At 39.8% G+C, this 26,237-nt stretch carries 22 protein-coding genes; 7 read left to right on the top strand and 15 right to left on the bottom strand.

The features are described from left to right. Positions 1 to 201: 201 nt before the first annotated feature. From ACKWBX_RS16200 to ACKWBX_RS16270, 15 genes are all read right to left on the bottom strand, one after another. Positions 202 to 1,548, bottom strand: a complete 1,347-nt coding sequence (locus ACKWBX_RS16200; protein WP_413969770.1) for a DUF3526 domain-containing protein — start codon at positions 1,546 to 1,548, stop codon at positions 202 to 204. Positions 1,549 to 1,550: 2 nt separating this feature from the next. Next, positions 1,551 to 2,999, bottom strand: a complete 1,449-nt coding sequence (locus ACKWBX_RS16205) for an ABC transporter permease (protein ID WP_413969771.1) — start codon at positions 2,997 to 2,999, stop codon at positions 1,551 to 1,553. Positions 3,000 to 3,003: 4 nt separating this feature from the next. After that, complete coding sequence (locus ACKWBX_RS16210; protein WP_413969772.1) at positions 3,004 to 5,499, bottom strand: TonB-dependent receptor domain-containing protein; 2,496 nt, start codon at positions 5,497 to 5,499, stop codon at positions 3,004 to 3,006. A gap of 98 nt (positions 5,500 to 5,597) precedes the next feature. Next, positions 5,598 to 6,293: an ABC transporter ATP-binding protein gene (locus ACKWBX_RS16215; RefSeq protein WP_413969773.1), complete on the bottom strand. Its 696-nt coding sequence runs from the start codon at positions 6,291 to 6,293 to the stop codon at positions 5,598 to 5,600. A 630-nt stretch (positions 6,294 to 6,923) separates the two neighbouring features. Beyond that, positions 6,924 to 8,117, bottom strand: coding sequence for a molybdopterin molybdotransferase MoeA (locus ACKWBX_RS16220; RefSeq protein ID WP_413969774.1), 1,194 nt, complete (start codon positions 8,115 to 8,117; stop codon positions 6,924 to 6,926). A 59-nt stretch (positions 8,118 to 8,176) separates the two neighbouring features. Then, positions 8,177 to 8,953, bottom strand: coding sequence for a sulfite exporter TauE/SafE family protein (locus tag ACKWBX_RS16225; protein WP_413969775.1), 777 nt, complete (start codon positions 8,951 to 8,953; stop codon positions 8,177 to 8,179). Beyond that, positions 8,937 to 10,010 (bottom strand): ThiF family adenylyltransferase, encoded by a 1,074-nt coding sequence (locus tag ACKWBX_RS16230; protein WP_413969776.1) that lies wholly within the window; start codon positions 10,008 to 10,010, stop codon positions 8,937 to 8,939. Before ACKWBX_RS16230 ends, ACKWBX_RS16225 begins: the two co-directional genes overlap by 17 nt. After that, positions 10,007 to 10,603: an NTP transferase domain-containing protein gene (locus ACKWBX_RS16235; RefSeq protein ID WP_413969777.1), complete on the bottom strand. Its 597-nt coding sequence runs from the start codon at positions 10,601 to 10,603 to the stop codon at positions 10,007 to 10,009. The genes ACKWBX_RS16230 and ACKWBX_RS16235 overlap by 4 nt, the downstream gene beginning before the upstream one ends. Further along, positions 10,587 to 11,060, bottom strand: coding sequence for a cyclic pyranopterin monophosphate synthase MoaC (gene moaC, locus ACKWBX_RS16240; protein ID WP_413969778.1), 474 nt, complete (start codon positions 11,058 to 11,060; stop codon positions 10,587 to 10,589). The genes ACKWBX_RS16235 and moaC overlap by 17 nt, the downstream gene beginning before the upstream one ends. Further along, complete coding sequence (gene moaA / locus ACKWBX_RS16245; protein ID WP_413969779.1) at positions 11,060 to 12,043, bottom strand: GTP 3',8-cyclase MoaA; 984 nt, start codon at positions 12,041 to 12,043, stop codon at positions 11,060 to 11,062. Before moaA ends, moaC begins: the two co-directional genes overlap by 1 nt. An 84-nt stretch (positions 12,044 to 12,127) precedes the next feature. Then, complete coding sequence (locus ACKWBX_RS16250) at positions 12,128 to 12,544, bottom strand: molybdenum cofactor biosynthesis protein MoaE (protein WP_413969780.1); 417 nt, start codon at positions 12,542 to 12,544, stop codon at positions 12,128 to 12,130. Next, positions 12,544 to 12,786 (bottom strand): MoaD/ThiS family protein, encoded by a 243-nt coding sequence (locus ACKWBX_RS16255; protein ID WP_413969781.1) that lies wholly within the window; start codon positions 12,784 to 12,786, stop codon positions 12,544 to 12,546. The genes ACKWBX_RS16250 and ACKWBX_RS16255 overlap by 1 nt, the downstream gene beginning before the upstream one ends. Positions 12,787 to 12,789: 3 nt before the next feature. Then, a complete protein-coding gene (locus ACKWBX_RS16260) occupies positions 12,790 to 15,066 on the bottom strand; it encodes a xanthine dehydrogenase family protein molybdopterin-binding subunit (RefSeq protein ID WP_413969782.1) in 2,277 nt (758 codons plus the stop codon). 18 nt (positions 15,067 to 15,084) lie between these two features. Next, positions 15,085 to 15,546, bottom strand: coding sequence for a (2Fe-2S)-binding protein (locus ACKWBX_RS16265; protein ID WP_413969783.1), 462 nt, complete (start codon positions 15,544 to 15,546; stop codon positions 15,085 to 15,087). 172 nt (positions 15,547 to 15,718) lie between these two features. Next, on the bottom strand, positions 15,719 to 16,531 hold the full coding sequence (locus ACKWBX_RS16270; protein WP_413969784.1) for a DUF6503 family protein: 813 nt from the start codon (positions 16,529 to 16,531) through the stop codon (positions 15,719 to 15,721). Between the two features lie 72 nt (positions 16,532 to 16,603). Here ACKWBX_RS16270 and ACKWBX_RS16275 point away from each other — a divergent pair, with 72 nt between their 5' ends. The 7 genes from ACKWBX_RS16275 (at position 16,604) to ACKWBX_RS16305 (ending at position 26,217) form a co-directional block, all read left to right on the top strand. Further along, positions 16,604 to 17,410 carry a TrmH family RNA methyltransferase gene (locus ACKWBX_RS16275; RefSeq protein ID WP_413969785.1) on the top strand — a complete coding sequence of 269 codons (807 nt, stop codon included), beginning with the start codon at positions 16,604 to 16,606 and terminating at the stop codon, positions 17,408 to 17,410. A gap of 42 nt (positions 17,411 to 17,452) precedes the next feature. Beyond that, entirely contained in the window at positions 17,453 to 18,685 is a 1,233-nt protein-coding gene (locus ACKWBX_RS16280; RefSeq protein WP_413969786.1) for a M48 family metallopeptidase, read from the top strand. A 44-nt stretch (positions 18,686 to 18,729) separates the two neighbouring features. Beyond that, entirely contained in the window at positions 18,730 to 20,943 is a 2,214-nt protein-coding gene (locus tag ACKWBX_RS16285; RefSeq protein WP_413969787.1) for a RelA/SpoT family protein, read from the top strand. Between the two features lie 48 nt (positions 20,944 to 20,991). Then, entirely contained in the window at positions 20,992 to 21,438 is a 447-nt protein-coding gene (locus ACKWBX_RS16290; RefSeq protein WP_413969825.1) for a Fur family transcriptional regulator, read from the top strand. 25 nt (positions 21,439 to 21,463) lie between these two features. Next, the gene (locus tag ACKWBX_RS16295) at positions 21,464 to 22,735 is read left to right on the top strand and encodes an adenylosuccinate synthase (protein ID WP_413969788.1); all 1,272 of its coding nucleotides are present in this window, start codon (positions 21,464 to 21,466) and stop codon (positions 22,733 to 22,735) included. Positions 22,736 to 22,898: 163 nt separating this feature from the next. Next, positions 22,899 to 24,359 carry a Gfo/Idh/MocA family protein gene (locus ACKWBX_RS16300; RefSeq protein WP_413969826.1) on the top strand — a complete coding sequence of 487 codons (1,461 nt, stop codon included), beginning with the start codon at positions 22,899 to 22,901 and terminating at the stop codon, positions 24,357 to 24,359. Positions 24,360 to 24,483: 124 nt separating this feature from the next. Continuing rightward, a complete protein-coding gene (locus ACKWBX_RS16305) occupies positions 24,484 to 26,217 on the top strand; it encodes an OstA-like protein (protein ID WP_413969789.1) in 1,734 nt (577 codons plus the stop codon). The last annotated feature ends 20 nt before the right edge of the window (positions 26,218 to 26,237 follow it).

Raw genomic sequence — 26,237 nt, forward strand, 5'->3', positions numbered from 1 at the left:
TAGTATTTTCTTTGGTTCTCTGACCTAAATCTTTTTTAATTGTGAAGACATCCTATTAAAAAGGACTTTCGATTAAATAGACTTACTTCAAAATCGCTTTAGGCTAGATTTTTTATTTTTTTAATTAGTTATATGAAATGAATAGAAGCCATTTCATACCTAATTCTTTACACGTAATTGTGTATGACATTAAATATCAATTCAATGTAACCTTCGTCCAATGGCAAAACAACAGAGAAACATGATAAAAGTTATCGTTACTAAAGGCACGGTAATCCTGATGTATTGTTTATCGTTCCTATCACTATCGCTATATTTTGACGTGAACTTTGCCCAGTCTATAGTATCTCCCGATAACTCTGTGAATATCTTCGGATAAAAGAATAATCGCAGTTCCTCATGAAAATCACTGGTTGCATCCAGAAAGTTTAGTTGTTCATCAAGACTGGTTCCTGCGAGCTCGTTCAATGCCAGTTGCAAATGCATATTGGGCAGAAACGCAGACAACTTCTTACTAGCGGCTTCGCGTTCCCTCATTTTCTGCTGTAGCGCCTTGGTATCTTGGGCAGAATCATCATCGCCCATTTGTTGCATGGCATAGTACCATGTCCAATTAAAACCTTCGGTCGGATATCCGAATGCTTCGAATTGTGGATAATGTTCGTAGAACTTTTGCAGGGTTTCCCTTTTATCGGTATCCCATTTGGTGTGATACCCATCACGCTGGCTGATCATCGTACTCAAAGCTTCGGGAACCGGATACCTGTTCGTTACATACGCATTGATTCCTGCCGGTAACAGTATCAATAAAACCAACCAGCTAGCGAGTAGCAATAACGCATTAAAACTTGAGTTCCTCTTAAAATTGATTACGAAAAAGCATAAGGCGAACCAAAATGCGACGTAGCATACCGATAGGAGTACCACCATCATAAAATTTACATCAAAAGGAATCGACAATACGATTTTAGCACCTGCGAGCAGTATCCCAAGCACCATATAGATGAGTATGACCCGAACAGATAACTTTAACAATAGGTATTTCAGTTTTGAAGGCGTCTGTACCGATACCAATCGCCAAGTGCCTGTCTCGGTTTCTTCGGATAACAGATTGAAAGTGAAGACAATAATCAATAGTGGAAAAATATAAATCAAAACGAAAGACAGATCTAGGTTTCCTGATTGTAAATTCATGGGATTGACCAGATCGGTATCATAGCGTTGCCCTTCCAAATTCTTAATGGTGATGCGCTGTATGTTGGGGTTTACATCGCTTTGACCAATGGAAAGTCCCGAAAGATTGTCAGGGTTATTTACAAATGCGAATTTGAGATAGTACATCAGAAGTCCTAAATCGTCTTTGTGCAATGCCACATTTCGTTCGATATGACTTCTTTGGTAACTCTCGACTTGGTTTATCGCCGCTTTCTTTTGGGATAAAAACTGATGGCCGATACCAATGCTTATTGCACCCAATACGAGCGTGAGAACCAAACTAGCTATAACCGCCCTCGACCTTAAAAATTGTAAAAAGAGAAGTTTGTACATAGCTATAGCGCTTTTGCTTTTTTTGAAAGATACCCTAGACCTAGAAAGGAAAATAGCACCCAACCCAATAAGGAGAAAATACCTAGTGAGGCTTCTTTTACCGAACTTTGTAAAGGTTGCATACGGTGCTCAAAATCAGGGAATTCTTCCCAATGTTCGTGTTCGACTACATTGACTTTTCCTTCTGAATTCTTTACCCCAGCACCAATATATTCTATTTGAAGCTCGTTCATTTCCTGCGCCAATTGGTAGCGGTAGGTTTCGGCCTGATCTTGAAAATCGACATATCCTTTAAAATCCGTTCCGGTAAAAGCCATGGATATGTTCTTGACGGCGACAAAGGGGTTCAGAACGGCGGTATAACGGCTCACATTATTCTGCTTTTCGTAAATATTCAGTAGGCTGTCATGATGTTTCTTATAAAGGTGGGCGCTTGTTTTTTCGCCTTCCCGCATCACAAAACCCCCATAGTTAAAAGGAAGTTGGGTCACCGAATCGACCCCATGAACCGTCAAAACCGAGTCTTTTAATCGATTGAAGTAAGGGTCATCGGGATTATGGCTATCGCCTTTTTTTATAACATCACGCTCCACGGCCGACTGAAAACTCAATTTCGAAGGAGTAGGATATAGCGCATTGCCTACAGCTTGAGCAGTTTTAGGAACCAACACGACCATCAACAACCATATGCCCAATAGGGTAAGCAAGGCATTCTTGGCCGAACGCGACGTAGTTGATACCGCGATACTCAAAACTGATAAAACCATTAGAAACAGGACATATCCCAGAAACAACACTAAAAAACGTTGCCAAGAATCCCCTATATCCGTGGGAATATCCCCGAAAACCAAAAAGAGCATCGTAACGAGAACAATGGGTGCAAAAAACAGTAACGCTACCACAAATAACCCTAAGGCCTTACCCAACAGAATTTCTTTCCATTGCGCCCCTTGCGATAACAGAATTTTCAAAGTCCCGTTTTCCCTTTCGGATACGACAACCGAAAATCCCAAAAAGAAGAGAATCAACGGCAGTACCAATTGTAAAAGCATGGCCATGCTCAATTCCCCAAAACGCAAGGTTCCCGTTGAAAACCCTGCATCTGAAAAATTGACACTATTCTGTCTGTGCGCTTCCAGAAAAACAGCATTGCCCGTAAAGCTTTCTATACCATAATCGAACATGCTCAGCGGCTGTTTCATACGAAAGGCGAACGAACCGAAATGCGCCATACGATGAGGATGCTTATCGGGGTTCGCTTCCCAACTTTGACGTGCCTTCCGCTGATGTTCCAATCGAATTGCATTTTGCTGCGCATAATTAGTAATACCACTGACCGCGGCATAGGCAGTAAGCAGCATGAAAATGGCTAGCAACGCATAAATTACTTTGGTATTGAAAACATTTTTAAGAAAATGCTTCATAAAGAGAACGATGTTTCCTTTTTTCACGATCTTAAAATTTATAAGTGGCATTTAACAAAACATTCCTAGGTGCACCAGGACCTAACCTCGAAGGGTTAAGACCACCCAACCAATACGTTTCATCAAATAAATTGTTCAACTTAAGTGTCAATTGAATGCCCGTATTATTTGGCTTGTAGTAAACGGCAGCATCAAATACGGTGTAGTCTGGCAATAGTACCCTATCGGTAGCGTATGTAGGGTTGTACCAGGTGAATCTCTCGTCTACATATTGAGCACCTAAACCGAATCCAATACCTTTTAAGGTCTTATTCATAAAATCATAGCGCGCCCAAAAATTTGCGGTGTGCTTTGGAGCTCCTCCAATCGGTTCCCCGATAAATTCTTCAATAGCATCTTCTACGATTTCAGCATCTGCAAAACCATAAGATGCCGTAAGTTGAAAGTTTGGTGACACATAACCGGAAATGTCCATTTCAAAACCAGTACTTCTTTGCTCACCTCTTGTGGTTAAGGTTTCCAAATCAAAGGTGTCTCCTAATAAGATATTTTTTTGAGTGATATTAAAAATTGCCAGATTGGCAAATACTTTTCCGTTTAAGAACTCGCCCTTAGCACCCACTTCTGTTAGGCTACTTTCTAGAGGGTCGAATCTGCTCGGTGAAGCGGCCCAAAAGAACCCTTCCGCAGATGGTGATAACGAAACCGTATTGGTATGTGGTTGAAACCCTTCTAGATAAGTGGCATACGCACTAATACTATTTGTAACTTCATAGGTTAAGCCTATTCTAGGCACAAAAGCATTGGTTTTAAACTCTCCTTCATCCCCTTTATAGTCAAAAATATCCGTGAACCACTCATACCGTAAGTTTATTAAAGCTGAAAATTTTCCAACCTTGAATTGGTTCTGAAGATAGATACCACTCGAAGACGTTAAGTTTGCCGGAATCGATAATTCCGAAAGATTGTAATCACTGACATCTCTGGCACCATTAAAAGGATTTGCTAAATTGAAAAAAGCGGCGGCGGGTTTTGGTATCGTAACGCCGTCTACAACGATTTGTTGAAAGTCATCCGGATTCTCTGGATCAAAATTAGACTGACCCCCATCAACAGTTAGATATCTTCTAGCACGTAAAAATCCTGCCCCAATTTTTCGCTCCCAACGCGTACCGTCAAAGCCAACTAGTATTTTATTGGTAACCTTACCTTTTTTGATGTCATAGGTGAAATAGGTGCTAAAATTATCCGTTTCCCAAAATTGTTGTCTTTCATCATAGCGCAACCTTGCCAATGTCGGAATCACGTTACCTTCAATATCGACCACGCTACCACCAACTCTATGTTCAGCTAAATCTTCATCCCAAGTTTGTTTCATAAACTGGGCATTGAAACCAAAGTTTTCGGTGAACTTTTTACTAAAATTCGCCATGAAAATAAACTCTTTGTTTTTGTAATGGTCGCTTGACGCACCGACGTTTCTTGTAATTGGGGTACTGTTCAAATCAAATTCGCCATTAATGGCTCCAAAAATCGGCTGACCTCGATCTAAATTACCCTCGGCATCACTGTAGATCATTTCCACGTTTAACGATGTGTTCTCGTTTGGGATATAACTTAAAGACGGCGAAATCAAAATAGCGTTGTTGTTTACGACATCTCTAAACGAATCGGCCTCTTGAAAAGCAGCATTAAAACGATAAAGCAAGGTTTTTGATTCGTTTAAAGGTCCTGTAAAATCGGCAGTGGCTCGTAAAGTGCCAAAACTACCTGTTGTTAAAGAAACTTCACTCCTCTTTTCAGTTAATGGTTTTTTAGTTACCATGTTTACGGTACCTCCTGGATCCGCACTTGAAAACGTTACCGATGATGGCCCTTTTATGACCTCAACCCGCTCTAGGTGTGCCGTAATGGGCTGTAAAAAATAGTACTGACGGGTACGCATTCCGTTGAGTACTTGCCCATCATCGGCCTGAGTAATACCTCGAATATTATAGTGGTTATATAAACCAGTGACCGTAACGTTGCTTACCGTTTTTACCGCATCAGGCAATTGAAAGGCCAGTCGGTCAGCTATCAATTCTTTGGTTACAGAAGTTATTGCCTGTGGGAGTTCTTTATTTTTAATAGCCACTTTTGTTGCAGAAAAGGAATAATCACTATTATAATCGGTTCTAGCCCGCCCAATAACTTCAACACTTTGTAATTTTTCGACGGATTCTATCAATACGATTGTATCCAAATCAAATGCGTCTGTGGAAGTAATATCAATAGATCGCTGTTGAGAAACATAGCCTAAAAAGCGTACCTCGAACTGATATATACCTTGGGGTACGTTTAATTGAAATGTACCGTTGTCATCCGTGAGGACACCAAATGTATTATCTGAATTAGTCAAGGAAATCGTTGCCCCGAAAATCGCATTGTTCTTTTCATCGACGACCGAACCTGTCACAGCTACTTGGGCGTTAACGCTGCCTATAAAGCCAAAAAAAAGTACTATGTATAGTGTATTAATAATTTTCATTTGTGTTTTATTTTTATAGTAACCTGCAAACTCCAATCGAATAAAACCACCATGGCCCATGCAAGCCGACGGCATTCGATCGCTCTTCGTTTACGGCTTTAAATTGTTTTTAAGTATAGATCCTGTAGTTCGTTGGCGCTGATAGCCTTGGTATCCTCTGAATAAACCAAGGCGCCCTCTTTCATAATACCTATTTTGGTACCGACGTTTACCGCATTAAAAAGGTCATGGGTGGCCATGAAAATGGACTTTCCCATTTGGCTTAATTCTTTACAGATTGCTGTAAATTCTACCGTAGCCTTCGGGTCGAGACCGGAGATAGGTTCATCCATAAATATGAAGTCCGCATTTTTTGATAGGGCAATGGCGATACCGACCTTTTGACGCATTCCCTTGGAGTAGGAAGCCAATTTTTTGGTGTGTGCAGCTTCCTCTAGTCCCGCTTTTAACAAATAAGCGGCCAGCTCATCCTTTGGATACCGAAACCCTGCGATTCGACTAAAAAAATCAAGGTTTTCGAGTCCGGAAAGATTGCCATACAATTGTACCACTTCGGGTATGTAGGCAATCATTTTTGAGGTGGCATTGCTATTCGGTTTTACTTCAATACCATTGATTAAAGCCTTGCCGCTCGTTGCAGGTAATAGGCCAAGAAATAAATTAATAGTGGTAGTCTTACCGGCGCCGTTTTGGCCCAATAAACAAAATATTTCACCTTGAGCAACGGAAAGATTTAAATCGCTCAATGCTTCGTGCCCACCATATCTTTTTGTAAGATTGATTGCTTCTAACATCTGAATCTATGTAAATAGGATTAAAAAAATGGTATACGACCTTGAAACGAATCGCATACAATAGAACACTTTGGTTACCAGAGGAAACCAAAGATTCATACTATTTGAAAAAGATATTAGACGGTAGGAGGCCCCCTAAGGTATTGCTGTTCTTGAGATAGGACAACAGGAGATTCTATTATGTTCTGATGAAAATAGCAGGAAAAAGTATCCAATTGATAAACAGCCAGATTCTGAACATATAGTTGCTGATCAAAATAAAAGCTACAGATTTGGCAATCTGAATTATCAACAGCGGTTATATGGTCGTAATCGCTGTCAACAATTTCTGTGACATCCTGAATGTGCGACTGGGAGTGAAAAACCAAAATAACAGGTAAAGACAATATATATATTGCCAGTATCCCCGTTATTATTTGGATTTTATTTTTCACGGTTACTAAAGTAAGTTATTTTTCATTTCACACACATTCGTTGGTGTTATTCTTTTAGAAATTTAACCTCTGCCCTATAAAATCTACGAAATCTGAAATATTTCTTGGGTTCATTTAATACTTATCTAAAAAGGGTGCAATTTCAAGTGTTCGATATCTTATTAAGATTTTTCAATCGCAAACTCCTTCGAAGCGATTATTCTTTAGCTTTTACAAACTTCACCAACTCCCCTACTTCATAACTTTTATCCCTCGGTTCCAAACATATAAAACCATCGGCTTTTACTAAACTGGTTAAATCTCCCGAACCGTTTTCCGTAACCGGAGTAGCCCATAAAACGTTTTCCTGCCATTGTGTTTTCACCTGAATGAATCGTGTTAAAGGAGGTTTAATTTGAATTTTTTTGGACAACTTCACGGATTGCTCATGAGTGGAAACCCCTAATGACGTATGCAGCCATGGTAAAAAATACAAATGATAATTGGCAAATGTAGACACCGGGTTTCCGGGAAAAGAGAATATTATCGTTTTTGATTCTTTATGAACTCCAAACCAAAATGGTTTCCCAGGTCGCTGTGCCACACGATGAAATATTTTTTCTACGCCCAATTCTTCCATCACCCCAGGAATAAAATCGAATTTTCCTTTGGAAACACCACCGCTTAACAACAGCACATCATTTTCGCTGAGGGCTTTTTTCAAACCTAGCTCGATGCTTTTTCTGTCATCCATAAGATGTAAGGAATGTGCCACGATGTTTTGCTGCGCTAATGCAGCCTGTAGCGTAGTACTGTTGGATTTTCGTATTTGATGTGGTTCGGGAATCTTGTCTATGTCCACCAATTCATTTCCCGTAGCAATCGCACAGACTTTAGGCAAAGTCTTGACCTGAACAACTGGCTTTCCCACCGAAGCAAGAACTCCTATTTCGGCAGGGGTGATCTTTATACCGACCTCCAAAATTTGGGTTCCCTGCGTTACATCACTTCCTTGATAATGAATATTTTGGTTTTTCTCAATTTTTTCATTTATAACTGCCCATCCATCGGAAATAGATACATGTTCGTACATGATGACCGTATCCGTATTTTCAGGTACTACCGCCCCTGTCATCACTTCAAAACACGCTGAGGCATCCATCAATTTTTGCTGTTGCATTCCTGCGCTGGCAATACCCTCAATCCTGAACTTTGTAGTTCCATTTTTCCAAGTTTCATATTGGATAGCTATACCATCTTTTGTAGCCCTATTAAATGGTGGAAAGTCACGGTCCGCCATAATCGGTTCTGCTAAAATTCGTCCTAGACCATTTAATAATGGTACATACTCGGTTCCTAAATCTAGAGGGTTTTCAAGCACTTTTTTATATGCTTCTTTGAATGTAATCATAGCGATAAATATATAAGGTATTCATGAAGAAACCTTCCTTTTATTTCTTTTTAAAGCTTTTATAAAACCCTGAGGCCGTTTATCAGCAAAACACGTATACCTACTATAAAAACGAGAATGGCCGTTATAAGTTTTATTCCTTTGGGCGATAACTTTTTGAGGCTTAAACGAATGCCCATCTGACCACCCAAAAGTACAGCGACGACTAGTGATAGGGTTTCAACCCAAGGTAATTGTAAAGAATTACTGATAATTAATCCTGCTAGACCTGAGATTGAGTTCATAAGGATAAAAGAACTGGCCAATGCCGCAATTTTTATCGCATTGGACCATCGCAAATGATTCAATACCGGAGCAAGAAAAATTCCCCCACCAATGCCCACAAGTCCAGATAAAAAACCAATACCGGCACCCAATACATAACTAAGCCAATTGGAATATTTTCTAGATTTTGTATTTGACTCTTTCCAATGCACCGCCTGAGAAGCCAAAAAAATAGAAGAAAGAATCAATGAGATTCCTAAAATAGCAAAAAATATATGCTCCTTTAATCGGAACGAAGCACCAATAAAAGCCAACGGAATGCTTGTGAGCACAAATGGCAAGAAGTCCTTCAATTTAGCGTGTCCGTTTTTAAAATACAAATAAGTGCTACCAGAAACCACAACCAGATTACAAACCAAAGCAATAGATCGAATTGCGAAAAAACCGGAAAGAAAAAGCGTTAAGATTGCCAAATAACTGGACCCACCACCGAAACCGACCGAGGAATACAATGTAGCAATAATGAAAAAACCAAGACAAAGGACTACTAGATTCTCAACTGAAATCAGCATAACTGGATAGTTGGTTCATCCCTCCCGAAACATTGATAATTTCGGTATTTGGAAGTAATTCTTTTAATAAAACAGCTGCTTTTAAACTTCGGATTCCTGACTGGCAAATCACATAAACGGGTTTTCTCGTATCGATTTCCTTTTTACGTTGCTTCAAATCCAATAGGGGAATATGTTTTGCCTTTGCAAGGTGATTTTGAACAAACTCTTCTTTCGTCCGAACGTCAATCAATTCAATATCAAAATCGGTTATAAGCTTTTCTATTTCAATTGCTTCTATTGATTTCACAGGAATGTTACAATCCAATTCGTAACTATCTTGTAGTTCTGAAAGCTCAAGATTTTCAGGAATCGTATTAAACTGCATTCGCTGCGTTCGTTGTGAAAGTCCATCGTATAAAAACAATACTCCCGAGAGCACTTCTCCTATCTCCGTAATTACTTTAACCGTTTCCAAAGCTTGTAGATTTCCGATAATCCCGGGAAGTACTCCCAAAATACCATGTTCGTTACAATTAGGTATGGCATCCACTTTTGGCATTTTCGGAAAGAGACAACGATATGTAGGTCCGTTATCATAGTTAAAAACACTTACTTGACCTTCAAAACCATGCAAGGCTCCATAAACCAAAGGTTTCTTTAAAATAACGCAGGCATCATTGACCAAATAGCGCGTGGGGAAATTATCAGAAGCATCCACCACTACATCATAATTTGCAATAATTTCCAGCGCATTATCAATCGTTAAAAAACTTTTGTAGACATTGATGATGGTTTCAGAATTCTGGGCCTGTAAATTATCTTTGATGGCCTCAACCTTGGGTAATCCTATCTGGTTTTCTTTATAAATTACCTGACGGTGCAGATTGGATTCCGAAACCAAATCGGCATCCGCAATACCCAATGTACCAACGCCCATGGCATTCAAGTAGGTCAATACCGGAACACCCAGTCCCCCGGCACCAACGACCAGAATTTTGGCTGCTTTGAGCTTGGCTTGACCTTCTTCCCCAAACCCTTTGAGAATTCTTTGTCTGTCATAGCGTGCGGTTTTCATGAAGTCAGTTTTTGTAACGCTTCTTGATATTCTGTCTTTGAATTTGCGTTGAGTAAAATTTCCGCTCGCTCGGGAAAGACCAATTTCACATCATTATGTATCAAAAACTTACGCGGACATGTACCGTTTCCATTATTTAAATAAGTAATGGATGTTGCCAACGCTTTCGGTTCCCAAATAGCACATAGGGGTTCTGGCAGGGGATTGTTTTTATCGGCAAAGGCCGTCGCCATTTTCGCGGTATCCCTTTCTAAGATCAATTCTTCCAAAGCTTTTTTATCTATCAGTGGCAGGTCGCAGGCCAATACCAACCAAGCGGCATCCGGATGTTTTCTATGTGCGGAGAGCAATCCGTTATAGGGACCTATAAACTCATCTTGGTCTACTATAGTGTTTAGTACCTCTGGGATAGTTTCCAATTGGTCCGGACGAATACTTAAAAAAGTTTTTTCGCAAACAGCATTCAACAGTTCATACAGATGCTCTCTTTGTGGTGCATTATGGTATTTGATGAGCCCCTTATCCTTCCCCATTCGGGTACTTTTGCCTCCCGACAATACCAGACCATAAAGTTTATTATCGTTGGAAATCATTTTTACCCCCATTTTTTTGTTCCAATTGAACGTTTGAAATCACAATATCCTGTGACAACGCTTTGCACATATCGTAAATCGTCAACGCAGCTATAGAAACCCCTGTCAAAGCTTCCATCTCAACACCTGTTTTTCCATTGCATTTTACTGTGCAGCTAATTTGAAATTCATTCTTCCCGGGAAGAATGTCAACATTGATTTTAGTGAGGTTGATTTGATGACATAACGGAATTAGTTCCGATGTTTTTTTTACTCCTTGGATACCCGCAATTACTGCGGTCTGAACAATACTTCCCTTTTTACCCAGAAAATCTTGTCGTTTCAAAGTATTGAAAACACTTTCAGGAAATTTCACCAAGCCAGAAGCTATCGCAACTCTATTCGATATTTTCTTAGTAGAAACATCTACCATTACCGCATTACCCTCTTCGTTTATATGTGATAGCTGTTTGGTCATTAGCCTCCTATTGATGTCATGGAATTTGAGAACACTCCTTTATATTTTTCCTGTGCTTCAAATCCAGTTTTTGCTCTACTGCCAATGGCTTTGAGCACTTGTTCCTTGATTTTTTCTTCTGAATCGGCCCCACGCATTATGTCCCTTAAATTGGTGCTTGCCTTAGCATACAAACAAGTGATTACATCACCGGTAGCAGATATACGCAAACGATTACAGCTTCCACAAAACGTCCGGCTAAAAGAGGGTATAACACCAAAAGTGCCTTTGAATCCGGGTATTTTATAATTGATGGATGTAGAGGTTTCGGGAGATTCCAATCGATAATAGTCTGGATGCACTTCTTTAATATGAGCTAAGATGATCCTATAGTCCCAAGCAATGGTCTTAAAAGATTTTGAACCGCCGTTAAAAGGCATTTCTTCCAAATAACGAACGCAGACATTATAATGCTTCGCCAATTCCAAAATAGGAAGGATATCCTGTGTGTTTTGACCTTCCAATGCAATGAAATTAATACGGACATTGAATCCTTCGGTAACTAAACGAATAAGATTATTGTGGACCGTATCATATTGGTCCCTTCGTGTGATACGTTCAAAAGTAGCTTTATCAATAGCGTCTAGGCTAACATTTATATTTTTGATGCCCAACGCTTTCAGTTCATCAATATAGGGTCCTATCAACGTAGCATTTGTCGTAATCGAAATATCTTTCAAGCCCTCTAAACTCTTTAAATGCCGCAATAAGACCATCAAATCTTTGCGTACAAAGGGTTCCCCGCCCGTAATCCTGATTTTATCTATTCCTTGAGAAATCATGATTTCTGACAGCTTGCAGAGTTCCTCAATGGTAAATAGCTTATCATTTTTGGCAAAATTGATTCCTTCCGAGGGCATACAGTAGTTACAACGCAGGTTGCACCTATCCGTGACCGCCAGTCTTAAATAGTTTATAACTCTATTATGATTGTCTATTAACATTGGCCTCACTTAACCTCTCCAAAGGAGTGGAATTTGATATTTACCTTTTTATTCTTTGCAATTCGTATTTCTGATTTCTTGTTTCTAAGGATGCGCCGAAACCCAAACCGTTTTATCCTTAAATATTTCCTTTTTCCAAATGGGAACGGTCTCTTTCAAGGTATCGATCAAAAACCGACAAGCGACAAAACAAGCCTCCCTGTGGGCCGAAGACGCGCCTACAACTACTACAGGCTCCTCTACTTCTTTTTTCCCAACGGCATGGCGCAACATCACTTTATTCAAATTCCATTTTTGAATAGCCTGATCCGCTATTTTATCCATTTCCTTTAAGGCCATTTGTTTGTAAGTTTCAAACTCCAAAGCCGTAACCTCTTGCTGATCCGTAAATTCGCGGACGGCACCTATGAAAACACAAATACCTCCACTTTGGGCATCCGAAAGTTCGGAGTACGCAAGGGAAGTATCTATCACTTCTACAATTTCAATAATCTTCTTCATTATCCTCCACTTACGGGGGGAATGATAGCAATTTCATCATTCCGGTCCAAAGGTACGTCATCGGTAGCATATTCACTATTCACAGCGACGGCCAAAGAAGTCAATTTTGAAAATTCCGGATAGGAATTCACTAAATGCGTTTTTAATTCCGCTACCGAAGATGGTACTTCCGAACTTGTTGAAAATGCTATTTGCGAACTACCAACTATGTCCTTTGCTATTCCAAAAAATAGTACTTCCATAGACTATCCTACCAATTCTTTATTATTGAGATTGTTTATAAAAGGCTGTTTGTACAATCTATTGCCCGTAGCCTTTTTAATGGCTATCGAAACCGCCGCGCCTGCGGGCGGCAATGTAGGCTCACCTAGCCCTGTGGGGCTTAAGGTATTTTTTACAAAATGTGTCTCAACTTCGGGAGCTTCACGCATACGTATAAGCCTGTAACTGTCATAATTGTTACTTTCCGGCATGCCGTTCTTGAACTTAAAATCGCTATACATACTATGCCCCACACCATCAACAACGCCTCCTTCAATTTGGTTCAGTGCCCCAGTTGGGTTCACTACAATGCCACAATCTACGGCCACGGTTACTTTTTTTACCACGGGTTGATTATTCTCCATGACCACATCGGCTACCTCGGCGACATGGGTATTGTGACAATAATAGGCACAGAAACCTTGGTAAACACCATCTGTTGGCGTTCTATAGCCTGATTTTTCTACCACCAGATTAATGACATCCTCCATACGTTCCGCAGAATATTGAATTCTTTCATCAGTAGTACCCTTTACTTTTTGCAACAGATCCAGACGCATTTGCACCGGGTCTTTTTCCAAAGCTTCCGCAACCTCATCTAGAAAGCTCTGTTCCGCAAATGAAAGGAAATTGGTATAAGGTGCGCGCCATGCTCCCGTAGTAATATTACTTTGATAATTGGCAACATCAACTTGATAATTTTCCAATGCGCCTGCAGGGAAGAAATTGGGGATCAACCCATACATGTTTCCATTGATGGCAGCTTCTTTTAATTGGTATCCCGATAGCTCACCGTCTTTAAGGCTTGCTTTGATTCTATATTTAATGGATGGGCGATACACTCCCGTAGTCATATCATCTTCACGCGAAGAAACCATTTTGACCGGTTTTCCTATCGTCTCGGAAATCTCGGCAGCTTCGAGAACAAAATCACTATATAATCTACGTCCAAAACCACCACCCATACGGGTCATCTCACAATGCACATCGGCAAGATCCCGTTCCAATAATTCCGCCACCGCTTCAGCTGCGGACTCCGGGGTCTGAATAGGGCCTACCAAATGAACTTTATCCGCAGTTACATCTGCATAAAAATTCATGGGCTCCATACAATTATGTGGTAAAAAAGGAGATTCGTAGGTACGTTCTATAATCTTATCGGCATTCTTAAAAGCTTTTTCAACGTCGCCGTCCTTGCGCAACGTATTAAATTCAGTACCGTCCAAAAGCCCGGTCAACAGTTCATCATGCGTAGCTGTACTTTCCAAGGAAGAACTATTGGACCAATCAGCTTTTATGGCTTTTTTGCCCTGCATTGCATCCCATGTGGATTTGGCAATGACCACTACTTTATCGGTATCGGCAAGTTTAACCGTCCAATTCTGTTTTTCTTTTCCAAGCAGTTTCCTTCCTCGCTCCCCTATTCTGATGACATCTATGACGCCAGGCATTGCTCTAGCTTCACTGTCATCAAAGGATTCCAACATTTGACCAAAAGCCGGTGGTCGCAAGACCGAGGCATAGACCATGCCTTCAGCTTTGTAATCCATTCCATACAACGGTTTCCCGGTTATGATTTTATCGATATCTACATTGGTCGCATTCTTCCCAATTATAGTGAAATCCTTTGGGTCTTTTAGTTTGATGTTTTCTGGCTCCGCTTCTTTCTCATCTCCTTCGCCCTCTACTACATCGGCATAACTTTTAGCTCTTTCGTTCTCTAGAACGGCAGCCTCGTTCGCCACATCCCCATAAGTAAGGGTTTCGCCTTTCTCATTGGTTATTACTCCTTGTTTTGCAGTACATGTGGAAGCATCTACTCCCCAACGCGCCGCTGCGGCGTTTATCAAAATTTGCCGGGCCGTAGCTCCGGTCTGTCTAAGCGCATCCCAGCCAAAGCGAATAGATTGGCTACCACCCGCCACCTGTCTGGTATAATTTTTTGTATCCAAAACACCTTGTACTACATGCACGTCTTCCCAAGGAACATCCAGTTCCTCTGCAATTATCATGGGCATGGAGGTTTTTACACCTTGTCCTATTTCCGGGTTCGGAGAAAAGATGGTTACTTTTCCGTTGTCAGCTATTTTAATGAATGCATTAAAATCATTGTAGTCCAATGAAGCAAGGTCAACCGGCATCTCTACCTTGGGCTTACAAGCATTAAAAAGATTGAAGCCAATAAGCATTCCACCCCCTGCTAACGAGGAAGTTCGTAAGAATGCCCTTCTACTAAAGTTTGAAGAAATTGATTTTGACATTTTTTACTTTTTAAGGGATTAGCCCATTTTTTCCGAGGCGATGCCTACGGCTTTATGGATTCTATTATAGGCCGCACAACGACAAATGTTTCCGTGCATGGCATTCTTTATTTCTTGAGCGCTAGGGTTTGGGTTCTTATCCAAAAAAGCGGACGCAGTCATGATTTGACCCGCTTGACAGTAACCGCACTGTGGTACATCTACTTCTTTCCAAGCTTGTTGAACGGGATGGGTCCCGTTTTCCGATAAACCCTCAATGGTGGTGATTTCTTTTCCATCCATTTGAGAAACTTTCATTTGGCAACTTCTTGTAGCATTACCATCAACGTGTACCGTACAGGCACCGCATTGACCTATTCCACATCCAAATTTAGTTCCTACCATATCCAAATGGTCCCTCAATGCCCAAAGCAAAGGCATTTCAGCGGATGCTTCCACTGAATGGGATTCTCCGTTAATCTTTAAATTGTACGTTGGCATATTTTAGTTGTTGTATTAATTTAAAAGCATCCTATTAGGATGTATCTACAGCACTTTTCCCAAAGAAAAACTTTTGTTGTTACATCAAGAGCTTCTAATTTAATCATTATTACCATATGAAATAAGGAAAACAAATTGCTTTTAACCTTTTCTTATGTTAAAATCCAATACCCTATTTATTTTCGGTTTCCTTGTTTACATAAACAGCATCAGCCGGCTTTGTGTAAAAAGTGTTGGGCTTTGACATTTTGCTCAAGGCAACCTCATTGAATTGCATCGTGTTTCTAAGCTCTTTGATAGTTCTGCCTTCATAGGTGTACCAAGAAATGGATTTTGGCAGTTGTACCTCACCTACTTTCGTCCAATCATTGTAGCGTATCCATTTTACATTATCGGATTTTTCTCCACTACGATAGGTTACCGTATATCCCAACCACGCCATTTGATGCGTTTCGGGCTCATAGTGCAAATAATATTCGTCTTTAGGAGATGTTCCCACTCCTGCATCGTAGCTTATTTTTATTCCTGGGTAGGATTTCCCCTCAAACTCCAAGTTTTGTGTTTCTCCATAATTGATTCCGTCATCTGCCAAAACAAAGGGCATGGCATAGAAGTAAAACATTAAATTATGATAAAAAATAGCATCGCCTTTATAGGTGTCTTTTTTATCCCATAACCATATTCCGTTTTCATCGGCACCCATTTGAACGTCCCCTGCCAATATTTTTTCTTTTCTGGAATAAAGGTCTGTAGTATGTGTTTCAGCTCCATCTGGTTTGGGCATTTGAAAGGATAAGGTTTTGTACTGTTTCCAATTGGCTACACTCCCATGGGCATCAAAAACTTTTTTTAAGGAAGCTGGATAATTGTCAACTTTTTCAGCGGCCATAATAGGTTTTGGAGCTGATTCCTTCTTTTCAACTTTCGGGGCCTCTTTACAGGATATTAGAATAGCAAGGGCAAAAAATGGAATTATTTTTTTCATTATTAATTGATTTATTTATTGCTTGGTCTATGACAGACCATATTGTTAACATATTAATTTATTTTTGCAGTGATGTCCATCACCAAATATATTAGCAGTATACAAAATCCTTTGATTAAAAAGGCACTTCTATTAAAAGAAAAATCCCGAGAACGAAAAAAATCAGGACTTTTTATTGTGGAAGGCAATCGGGAAATTAGGTTGGCGTACAGTGCCGGTTATCAATTTGAAACCTTATTTTATTGCGAAGCTCTTTTAGAAGAAAAAGAGATTGAAAGCTTAAGTGCAAAATTTAAGTCTAATGTACCCATATCCGTTTCCAAGGAAGTATATCAAAAATTAGCATACAGAGATACCACGGAAGGTATTTTGGCCATATGCAAAACAAAATCCCATACGCTTGATAACTTGGCCTTAAACAACAAGAACCCTCTAATTCTGGTTGCCGAAGCTCCTGAAAAACCAGGAAATATTGGTGCGTTACTTCGCACGGCAGATGCAGCCAATCTAGATGCCGTTATCATTGCCAACCCAAAAACAGATCTATACAATCCCAACATCATACGCTCAAGTATAGGTTGCCTATTCTCAAGAACTGTCGCCACCGGAACAACTAGGGAGATTATCGAATATCTACAAGAAAAAAGAATAAATACCTATTGTGCAGCGTTAACTGCTTCGGTAAGTTATACGGCCATAGATTTTACAGGTGCCACGGCCATTGTGGTCGGCACTGAGGATAAGGGCCTTACGGACGAATGGCTACATAATGCTACCCAAAATATAATTATTCCTATGGAAGGCGAGATAGATTCCATGAATGTATCGGTCTCTGCGGCAATACTTATCTTTGAAGCCAAAAGACAAAGGCAAAAATGAGCTTAAAACATCATTTTTAAGGCCTTAACTTGAAATGAACTTATGGATAATACGCTTATTTTTTATTGCATTCTGGCCATTTTGATAGGTGAGTTCATTTTAGCGACGGTTCTCAATTTTTTAAATGCAAAACGTTTTACGGACCCAATACCGAAAGGTTTGGAGGATGTGTATAACGAAACGGAATATCAAAAATCCCAAGATTATAAAAGGACCAATTATAGATTTGGAGTCGTAACTTCCACGTTCTCGCTGTTATTGATACTAGGTTTCCTAATCTTTGGTGGTTTTGGTGCAGTAGACCACTTTGTACAAGATATAACACAGAATAGCATTTTACAGGCTTTGCTATTTTTTGGCATCATTATGATTGGAAGCGATTTTCTCAGCACGCCTTTCTCTTACTACCAAACTTTTGTGATAGAGGAAAAATTCGGGTTTAACAAAACAACCAAAAAGACTTTTCTTTTGGATAAAATTAAAGGTTGGGCCATGATCATTATTATTGGTGGTGGCATTTTATCTCTTGTAATTTGGTTCTTCCAATGGGCGGGAACAGCTTTTTGGTGGTACACTTGGATTTTAGTGGCCGCTTTCACGCTATTTATGAATTTATTTTACAGTAAACTTATTGTGCCCTTGTTCAATAAACAAGAGCCTTTGGAAGGCGGTAGTCTTAAGTCTAAAATTGAATCCTATGCAAAAAAAGTAGGGTTTGACCTTAAAAATATTTTTGTCATCAACGGTTCCAAACGTTCCACAAAAGCGAATGCATACTTCTCGGGATTCGGGAAGGAAAAGCGGGTCACTTTATACGACACGCTTATAAATGATTTGGAAGAAGATGAAATTGTAGCAGTGCTTGCCCATGAAATAGGCCATTACAAAAGAAACCACGTTATTTTCAATCTCATTACCTCTATTGTCTTGACCGGAATTATGCTTTTTTTATTGTCGCTGTTCATCAATAACCCTTCGGTTTCTATGGCAATAGGCGTAGACAGGCCAAGTTTTCATGCCGCTTTGATAGGCTTTGGAATATTGTACAGTCCTATTTCCGAAACAACCGGACTGATCATGAACCACTTGTCAAGGAAGTTTGAATATGAGGCAGACGATTTTGCCAAGAATACCTTTGCGGCATCACCACTTGTTACATCCCTTAAAAAACTATCCAAAAATAGTTTGAGCAATCTTACCCCCCATCCTGCATACGTTTTCATGCATTACTCGCACCCACCATTAATCGATAGAATCAGGAATTTAAAGGCATGATTTTTGTTGTTTAGCAGTTTAGATTGTGGTAAATTTAATTTACAATGACACAAACTGCTATAGAGGAAGAAAATAAGCTTATTGCCAAGCAATACAAGGAATTGCTTCGCATTAGCTATCAAAACTTATCCGATGATGATAAGAAACTCATACGCTCTGCTTTTGAGGTAGCTGTTGATGCGCATAAAAATCAACGTAGAAAATCCGGGGAAGCTTATATTTTCCATCCGATCGCCGTGGCCAAAATAGTAGCTTCGGAAATAGGTCTGGATGCGGTTTCCATTGCGTCGGCCCTTTTACACGATGTGGTTGAGGATACCGAATACACCTTGGACGATATAGACCGAATGTTCGGTGAAACCGTGGCCCGCATCGTTGACGGACTTACAAAAATATCGCACTTAAAAAAGGACATGAATATCTCCCAACAAGCGGAGAATTTCAGAAAAATGTTGCTTACCCTAAATGATGACGTGCGTGTTATCATCATCAAAATTGCAGATCGTTATCACAACATGCTCACCATGGATGCCATGCCGGAGCACAAGCAGGTGAAAATATCTTCCGAAACACTGTACATCTATGCTCCATTAGCGCATAGAATTGGGCTGTACAATATTAAGACCGAGCTCGAGGATTTAAGCTTAAAATATACAGAGCCCGATGTTTATAACGATATTAAAAGTAAAATAGAGGAAAGCAAGGAAGAACAACAGGCCTATATTGATACCTTCTCCAACGTAATCGACAATTCCCTTAAAAAAGAAGGTTTAGAATATACCATAAAGGGCAGGATGAAATCTATCTTTTCCATGCGGAGGAAGATGAAAGCCCAAAATGTGGGGTTTGATGAAATTTATGACAAGTTTGCCATTCGTATTATCTACAAATCCGACCCGAACGACATACAGAACGAGAAGTTTCTGGCATGGAAAATCTATTCTATCGTTACGGATCACTTCACCCCAAATCCCGTAAGGCTCCGGGATTGGATATCCTCTCCCAAATCTACGGGTTATGAAGCGTTGCACATCACCGTGATGGGGCCCAAGGGAAAATGGGTAGAAGTACAGATACGCAGTGAACGCATGCACGAAATTGCCGAAAAAGGATATGCCGCCCACTTTAAATACAAACACGGAGATCAAAAAGAACAGGGTATAGAAGTTTGGCTGAACAAGCTACAAGAAGCGCTTGAAAATGCCAATTCCAATGCCGTAGATTTTGTTGAGGAGTTTAAGCTCAACCTCTATTCCAAGGAAATTTTTGTTTTTACCCCCAAGGGGGAATTAAAATCGCTCCCAAAAGGGGCTACGCCATTGGATTTTTCATTCAATATTCATACGGAAGTAGGTATGCGTACCCGTGGCGCTAAAGTGAATGGAAAATTAGTTCCGTTGAACACTACATTGAACAGTGGCGATCAAGTTGAAATCATTACCTCCGATCAGGCAAAACCAAACCAAAACTGGCTTGATTATGCTACTACTGCTCGTGCAAGGGCCAAAATAAAGTCGGTTTTACGCGAGGAGAAAAAAACCATTGGAGAGGATGGGAAAGAAATACTGAGAAGAAAGCTCAAGTCCCAAAAAATAACCCTAAGTGAAGATGTGGTGAACCAAATGGTCACTTTCTTCAAATTAAAAACAAGTTTAGACCTTTTTTATAGGGTGGGCGTAGGATCGATAGACAATCAAATGATCAAGGATTTTGCCTCCAATTACAGCAACGCCTTTATCAGCTTCTTTAAGAACAGGATTAGAAGAAATCCGAATCCGGAGGAAATCAATAAAGAAGAGATCACCTCCAAATATGATATGCTAGTGTTTGGCAAGGAAGAGGAAAAATTGGATTACACTCTTTCCAAATGCTGTAATCCTATACCGGGAGATACCGTTTTTGGTTTTGTAAGTGTTTCGGAAGGAATAAAAGTGCATAAGAAAAATTGCCCTAACGCCATATCGCTTCAATCCAACTATGCATATCGCATTATCAGTGCAAAATGGGTAGATTCTTCACAAGAGGAATTCAAGGTAGATATACAGTTAACAGGAATAGACAATCTTGGCCTGGTGAGCCAAATCACGAAAGTAATATCAGAGAACATGCACGTAAATATGCGTAATCTAAACTTTAGTACGGATGGCGGAACGTTCAAGGGAAAGATTACCGTCGTGGTCAAAAACAAAGCGATTCTCAAAAAATTAATTGAAAATTTAAAACAGATAGGTGGTATAGACAACGTCACTAGATTGTAGAATCAGAATTAAAATTTAACCGTACATTTGTACATTAATGTAGTGACGATGGCTTCGGACAAGAACCAAGAAATTGTAAAAAACGTATTTACCACTTTTTTAGAGGAAAACGGGCATAGAAAAACCCCGGAACGTTATGCTATACTTCAAGAAATTTATGAAAGTGATGATCATTTTGATATTGAGTCGCTCTACATCAAAATGAAAAATAAAAATTACCGCGTAAGCAGGGCCACACTCTACAATACCATAGAACTTTTATTGGACTGTAAATTGGTACGCAAGCATCAATTCGGGAAAAATCAGGCGCAATATGAAAAGTCCTATTTTGACCGCCAGCATGACCATGTAATCCTTACCGATACGGGCGAGGTGATGGAATTTTGCGACCCGCGTATACAATCCATCAAAAAGACGATCGAGGAAGTGTTCGATATCAAAATCAATACACATTCACTTTATTTCTATGGAACAAAAAACAAAACCAAAAATTAAAAACAACTATTCAATTATATTTTAAATGGCAGTAGATTTATTGTTGGGCCTGCAATGGGGTGACGAAGGAAAAGGGAAAATTGTTGATGTACTTACCCAAAATTATGATATCATCGCAAGATTTCAAGGAGGACCAAATGCAGGGCATACTCTTGAATTTGATGGTATAAAACACGTACTGCACACCATCCCTTCCGGAATTTTTCACGAAAATGCCATTAACGTTGTTGGTAACGGTGTCGTTATAGACCCCGTTATTTTCAAAAAAGAGCTTGATGCGCTTAAAAAATTCGATTTGGATATAAAATCCAAATTACTGATTTCTAGAAAGGCGCATCTTATTTTACCCACCCATAGATTGTTGGATGCAGCTTCCGAAACTGCTAAAGGAAAGGCTAAAATCGGTTCTACGCTAAAGGGCATCGGTCCTACATATATGGATAAGACCGGAAGAAACGGAATGCGTGTTGGGGATTTGGAATTGAACGACTGGAAAGAAAAATACCGCACGTTGGCAGATAAGCACGAAGCCATGATCGGATTTTACAATGTAGATATCCAATATGATTTGGCGGAATTGGAAGCGGACTTTTTTAAAGCTATCAAGGAATTAAAACAATTGCAGTTTATTGATAGTGAAGAGTATTTATACCAGGCCCAAAAAAGCGGAAAGAAAATATTGGCAGAAGGCGCGCAAGGCTCCTTATTGGATATTGATTTTGGCACCTATCCGTTTGTAACTTCCTCCAATACTACGGCTGCCGGGGCATGTACCGGATTAGGCGTGGCACCCAACCAAATTGGGGAAGTGAAGGGTATTTTTAAAGCATACGCTACAAGAGTGGGTAGCGGCCCCTTCCCGACCGAACTTTTTGATGCCGATGGAGAAACGATGGGGCGTGTGGGCAATGAATTTGGGGCTACGACCGGAAGACCAAGACGTTGCGGTTGGTTGGACTTGGTTGCCTTGAAATATGCGGTGAGAATTAATGGCGTTACCGAATTAATGATGATGAAGGGCGATGTGCTCAGCGGGTTCAAAAAACTAAAAGTATGTACGGCCTACAATTATAAAGGAGAAAAAATTGAACATCTTCCCTATAATATTGAAGCTGAAAATGTGACTCCTATTTATACCGAAATGGCGGGATGGTCAGAAGACCTCACTAAAATGAGCGATGCGAAACAACTTCCGGAAAATTTAAATGCGTATATCGATTTTCTTGAAAAAAAATTGGAAGTACCCATCAAAATAGTATCCGTTGGTCCGGATAGAACCCAGACGATATATAGATAGATTATCATATCATAAAACATATCACATAGCGATAAACGAAGTTTAGTTTATCGCTACTTTTTTATACCTTATCATATCGAAAAAAATGGATACACAGGTATCCAAGGCCCTAATAATCCATCATGGCTCCGGAACATCGAAGTCAAAAAGTGATACATACGATATGAAGAAAAGAGAATTTTTAAAGAAATCCGCAATACTGGCCTCGTCTACCGCTATTATGCCTTCACTTATAATATCCTGTAAAGAAGAAAAACGAGCAATTCACAAAACAACATCAACAAGATTGCGAACGGCCCATATTGGTGTAGGTAACATGGGTGGAGAAGATTTAAGGGATATTTCCTCCCATGCCAAGGTAGATGTAATCGCTCTATGTGATGTTGATTCCAATTACTTGGCAGCTGCAAAAAAAATGCATCCAAACGCCAAGACCTTTACGGATTATAGAATCATGTTAAAAGAAATAGATAATGAAATTGATGCAGTTATCGTATCGACTCCGGATCATACCCATGCGCCGGCATCTTTGATGGCGATGGAAATGGACAAATCCGTTTATTGTCAAAAACCGCTCACCCATTACGTTTCCGAAGCAAGGGCGATGAAAAAAATAGCAGAAGAAAAAGGAATCGTCACCCAAATGGGCATTCAAGTGCATTCATTTTACGATTGTAAATTGGCCACATTGCTGATTCAATCCGGAATCATTGGAAAAGTACATACGGTACATGCATGGTCACCCAAAAATTGGGGCTATGACGGTCCCGTACCTGAGGGTGAGGATAAAGTTCCCGAAACTTTGGATTGGAACCTTTGGTTGGGCACTTCGGCAGAAAGGCCATATAAAAAGGAAATGTACCATCCCGGAAATTGGAGAAAATTAATGGATTACGGTTGTGGTACGTTAGGAGATATGGGGGTTCATATTTTTGATACTCCTTATAACGCATTACAATTGGATGTACCAAAAACTGTTAAAAATGAATGTAGGCCACCCAATGGTTTTGGTTATCCTGAAAAAAATAACGTCACTTATGAATTTCCGGGGACGGAGTATACTACGGATACCTTAAAATGGATTTGGTATGACGGACCAAGCGCACCTAAAGACCATCAGGACCTGAGATTACCGGGAGCATCAGAAATGATGGATAAATCTGGAAATGAGGAGAAAGAAAAAACCGTGGCTGAAAAAATGTCCTTGGAGACACAAGAGACTTCTGCCGGTACTTTACCAGAACAAGGTGCTATGTTTGTTGGAGAAAAAGGACGTTTGTTACTGCCTCACTTTATGGAATTGCCAAAAAAAATCGTAAATGGGGAATATATTGATATTTCGGAAGAGATAGCTGCCGTTGAAAAAGCAAATAAAATGGGAAAACCTATACGTGATTATGCTTCCGAAGGACCAAAACACTATCATCAATTTGTAGATGCTTGTTTGGGGATGGATGAATGTACCGCGCCTTTTTCCTATGCTTCCAATTTAACGGAAACCATTCTCTTGGGCGTCATTGCGGGCAGATTTCCGAACCAGACCCTACATTGGGACAGTGAAAACGCTAAATTTTCAGAAGAAGAGGCCAACCAATACCTAAAAGGAGATTATCGGAAATTTTAAGCAAAAGGAATCCATAAGAGGAACAAATGTTTAAAACACTGGTTTAAGTTAAGAGCTGCTAAAACTATCCTAATTTAATTCTAGCTCTTTCAAAAAATCCTATTTTTGGTCAAAATTTTCGTTTTTGAAAGAAATTCTTCCTTTAGTACTGTTCTTTTGTTTTTCCGTTGTTTCCTCTGCACAAATAACTACGAAAGAACAGGCAAACGATACAACGAACAGTAAACAGATCAATATTGTTTACGGTGCCAATTTCACAAAGGACGAAACAAAATATCCCGGAGCCTCAATCTTTTCAAAGGACAAAAGACAAGTTCAATTTGAACACCAAGGGGCTGACCTGTGGTGCGATGTTGCCATTTATTTTCAAAAAGAGAATCGTTTGGAGGCCATTGGCAATGTTCTTCTAAAACAAGGGGATTCCATTCAATTGATCAGCGACAAAATAGACTATGAAGGCGACATAAAACTTGCGAAAGCTTGGGGAGACGTGCTTTTGGAAAGTAGGACATCGGAAACGGGAAACATGGAATTGACAACGGATACCCTGAGATTAAACCGGGTAACCCAAGAAGCTTATTATCAAGACAATGGTACCGTAGTAGATTCCGCCAATACGTTGACCAGTAAAATAGGACGCTATTTCATGGAGCTTAAAAAATTTCAATTTTTAGATAGCGTTCATATAGACAACCCACAATATATACTGGATTCCGAGCAATTGGATTACTATACCACCTCCAAAAATGCATATATGTACGGCCCCTCTACCATTGTGGGAGAGGAATATAAAATTTATTGCGAACGTGGATTTTATGATACCAAGATAGAAAGTGGTTACGGCATAAAAAACACCCGTATAGATTATAACAATAGAATTGTTAAAGGTGACAGTGTTTATTTTGATAAAGCTCGGGAATTTGCTTCTGCTACAAATAATATTACGGTTACGGATACCATAAACAATGGGCTCATACGTGCGCATTATGCAGAAGTGTTCAAAGCCAAAGACTCGGTTTTTGCGACAAAAAGGGCTGTTTCCATTTCGGTGCAGGAAAAAGATTCGCTCTATGTACATGGAGATACTTTAATGATTACGGGCAAACCGGAAGACCGAATCCTAAGGGCATTTAGAAATGCCAAATTCTATAAAAAGGACTTGAGCGGAAAATGCGATTCCATTCATTCCGAACAAAAGACCGGCATCACACAACTCATAACAAATCCTATACTTTGGAACGGTGACAATCAAATGACGGGAGACAGCATCCATCTAAAATCAAATATGGAAACGGAGCAACTAGATTCCCTTATCGTATTGAATAATGCCTTTGTCGTTTCTTTGGACAGTATCAGTATGACAGGATATAATCAGGCAAAAGGAAAGGATTTATTTGGCAAGTTCATTGAAAACGAACTAAAAACGATAGACCTTATTAAAAATACCGAAGTCATTTATTATATGTACAATGATGATGATGAGCTTATTGGAATTGATAAGACCATTTGTAGTGCCATCACCATCACCATGGCCAATAACGATGTGGAAGACCTTACTTTTTTCACCAATCCCGATGGTGATATTTTTCCAGAAAAGGACCTACCGGAAAACAGTAGGATTCTTAAAGGGTTTAATTGGAGGGGCGATGAGCGCATTATGACCAAAGATGATATTTTTGACGAAGATGACAACAATATAGAGTTGGTAGTTATCAAAGGAATCAATAATCCTATTGACACCGATGCCGGGGAAGTAGAACGGAACGAAAACAAAAGTGACCCTGTAAACAGTCTTCCACCCACCCGGCCCAAAGCCTTAAAACCAAAACAGGCTACAACGCCCAAGAAAGTACAATAGTTTAAAGAAAAGATTTGTTA

It is taken from the genome of Maribacter algae, assembly GCF_047345745.1.
Lineage (GTDB): Bacteria > Bacteroidota > Bacteroidia > Flavobacteriales > Flavobacteriaceae > Maribacter.

Coding starts and splice junctions, on each gene's coding strand:
- ACKWBX_RS16200 (WP_413969770.1), bottom strand. CDS start 1,548: ATGTACAAACTTCTCTTTTTACAATTTTTAAGGTCGAGGGCGGTTATA.
- ACKWBX_RS16210 (WP_413969772.1), bottom strand. CDS start 5,499: ATGAAAATTATTAATACACTATACATAGTACTTTTTTTTGGCTTTATA.
- ACKWBX_RS16215 (WP_413969773.1), bottom strand. CDS start 6,293: ATGTTAGAAGCAATCAATCTTACAAAAAGATATGGTGGGCACGAAGCA.
- ACKWBX_RS16220 (WP_413969774.1), bottom strand. CDS start 8,117: ATGATTACATTCAAAGAAGCATATAAAAAAGTGCTTGAAAACCCTCTA.
- ACKWBX_RS16225 (WP_413969775.1), bottom strand. CDS start 8,953: ATGCTGATTTCAGTTGAGAATCTAGTAGTCCTTTGTCTTGGTTTTTTC.
- ACKWBX_RS16230 (WP_413969776.1), bottom strand. CDS start 10,010: ATGAAAACCGCACGCTATGACAGACAAAGAATTCTCAAAGGGTTTGGG.
- ACKWBX_RS16235 (WP_413969777.1), bottom strand. CDS start 10,603: ATGATTTCCAACGATAATAAACTTTATGGTCTGGTATTGTCGGGAGGC.
- moaC (WP_413969778.1), bottom strand. CDS start 11,060: ATGACCAAACAGCTATCACATATAAACGAAGAGGGTAATGCGGTAATG.
- moaA (WP_413969779.1), bottom strand. CDS start 12,043: ATGTTAATAGACAATCATAATAGAGTTATAAACTATTTAAGACTGGCG.
- ACKWBX_RS16250 (WP_413969780.1), bottom strand. CDS start 12,544: ATGAAGAAGATTATTGAAATTGTAGAAGTGATAGATACTTCCCTTGCG.
- ACKWBX_RS16255 (WP_413969781.1), bottom strand. CDS start 12,786: ATGGAAGTACTATTTTTTGGAATAGCAAAGGACATAGTTGGTAGTTCG.
- ACKWBX_RS16260 (WP_413969782.1), bottom strand. CDS start 15,066: ATGTCAAAATCAATTTCTTCAAACTTTAGTAGAAGGGCATTCTTACGA.
- ACKWBX_RS16265 (WP_413969783.1), bottom strand. CDS start 15,546: ATGCCAACGTACAATTTAAAGATTAACGGAGAATCCCATTCAGTGGAA.
- ACKWBX_RS16270 (WP_413969784.1), bottom strand. CDS start 16,531: ATGAAAAAAATAATTCCATTTTTTGCCCTTGCTATTCTAATATCCTGT.
- ACKWBX_RS16275 (WP_413969785.1), top strand. CDS start 16,604: ATGTCCATCACCAAATATATTAGCAGTATACAAAATCCTTTGATTAAA.
- ACKWBX_RS16280 (WP_413969786.1), top strand. CDS start 17,453: ATGGATAATACGCTTATTTTTTATTGCATTCTGGCCATTTTGATAGGT.
- ACKWBX_RS16285 (WP_413969787.1), top strand. CDS start 18,730: ATGACACAAACTGCTATAGAGGAAGAAAATAAGCTTATTGCCAAGCAA.
- ACKWBX_RS16290 (WP_413969825.1), top strand. CDS start 20,992: ATGGCTTCGGACAAGAACCAAGAAATTGTAAAAAACGTATTTACCACT.
- ACKWBX_RS16295 (WP_413969788.1), top strand. CDS start 21,464: ATGGCAGTAGATTTATTGTTGGGCCTGCAATGGGGTGACGAAGGAAAA.
- ACKWBX_RS16300 (WP_413969826.1), top strand. CDS start 22,899: ATGAAGAAAAGAGAATTTTTAAAGAAATCCGCAATACTGGCCTCGTCT.